The sequence below is a fragment of the Mesorhizobium sp. M1E.F.Ca.ET.041.01.1.1 genome (genome assembly GCF_003997355.1).
GTDB lineage: Bacteria > Pseudomonadota > Alphaproteobacteria > Rhizobiales > Rhizobiaceae > Mesorhizobium.
The window spans coordinates 1-1,531 of sequence record NZ_RZSL01000953.1 but is presented as its reverse complement, the minus strand read 5'-3'; the positions used below and the strand labels follow the sequence as shown (position 1 = coordinate 1,531).

The following is a 1,531-nucleotide window of genomic DNA, read 5'->3' as shown; positions in this document are numbered from 1 at the left end:
GGCCCACGCACGCAGGGCCGCCGCCCGCCTCCCGCCTCGATGCACATGAAGCCTTCGTCGTCGGGCTGATCGAGGAGCGCAAGGGCATCATGCTGAACGAGATGGTGGAGCGGCTCGTCGCCGAGCAGTGTGCGGTTCAGCCGCAGCGCCTGAGCGCCTGGCTTCGCGGCCACGGCGGGCCATTCAAAAACGTATGGCTCGCGCGTCGGCAAGAGATTTATTTCTGATGGCGGCTGGTCTGCATCAACATATACGGCGTGTCGGCTGACGGCTGCTGCTGACTTCTTGGATGCAGCGAACGGCAGAAGGCGCTGGCCTTCCGTCTTCGACCCTCCCCTGCGCGAATCCATAGGCCCCGAAGCCCGGGCCGAGCGACTCGAGCACCATTCTGGGAAACGCCAGGTAACCGACGCCTATTGTCGCGTTTGTCGAGTCCGCGACACGGTGGCTTCCGCCTCGACTTCCTACTGTACTCTAATTTAAGCTACTGGATAATATGCAATAATAATTTGTTCCTAGCTATTTCTGAACAATTGGCATGACTTTTGAGTGGTTGGGACCAGTACCGATTCTTTGATTGAGGAGTTGTGCCGGTGAAGCCATTGGTCCTGACCTGTTCGGAAGATGCCGAGTTCGACCTGGTCCTCAGCTAGTTCCTTGAGGTGGACGGCTTCGCGAGCGAACTTACCGGCGGCGTCGAGCACAGAGGTCTGGCTGGCGATCGAACAGGAGGTGCAGACGATGCGCGACCAGACCGGCGATCTGTGCCCGGTTGAAAGACGACGCGCAGACTCGGGCCCTGCCTGTCTTCGCCCTGATCGCGCCCGGCGTCGAGCAACAGCACCTCGATCTGCAAAAGGCCGACTTCGACGAAAGCTTCGTGCGGCCCTTAGCGCCGGACAAGCTGCTCGCCTACCTGCGCGCATAACTGATGATGCGGGATTGGGTTCCGATGGCGGCGAGGATGGCCGGTTGCTCATCTGCGGTCTCGAACTGCGGCTCGCCACCGATGGGGTGCGCTGCAAAGGCCACCAGATCCGTCTCGGCCCGAAAGAGTGCAATCTGCTGCGCGATCTGATCGCGAACCGTGTCAAGTGTGCAGCCGCGACGAGTAATCGGCTCGGTCGACGTCTACGCGCGGACCCTCAATCTCCACGTCAGCCAGCCCAGAGAGGCCTTCAAAAACGGTCTGCAATGGCAGACGACGTCAGACCCGTACTTCTAATGAACCAAGATAGAAAAACAGGTCATAGAAGCGCCGTGCTCACCAACATTACCAACCGCGGCGGGCCGACGCTAGCTTGGAGGTCCGGATTTCGATGGCTGCCCGGTTCACCCTCGCCCATGCACTCCCGCAGATATCAGAGATTAGGAGGATAGAATGAAAGCGTCGCTCGCCCAACAACCCGCTGCCGTCGAACGGGCAATAAAAGAAATGGAGACCCGGTACTCCAGCGCCAATCCCACGAGCCGCATGCAGTCGTCGTCTGCGAGATTAGTCCTGCCTGGTGGTAATACCAGAGCCGTACTC

At 59.8% G+C, this 1,531-nt stretch carries 1 protein-coding gene and 1 pseudogene; both read left to right on the top strand.

Translation table 11 applies throughout. The annotated features are described in order from the left end of the window. Positions 1–116 (top strand): annotated as a pseudogene (locus EOA38_RS40765) (IS630 family transposase); the annotation flags it as partial. 656 nt (positions 117–772) lie between these two features. Further along, positions 773–928: a hypothetical protein gene (locus EOA38_RS39555; protein WP_189435172.1), complete on the top strand. Its 156-nt coding sequence runs from the start codon at positions 773–775 to the stop codon at positions 926–928. The last annotated feature ends 603 nt before the right edge of the window (positions 929–1,531 follow it).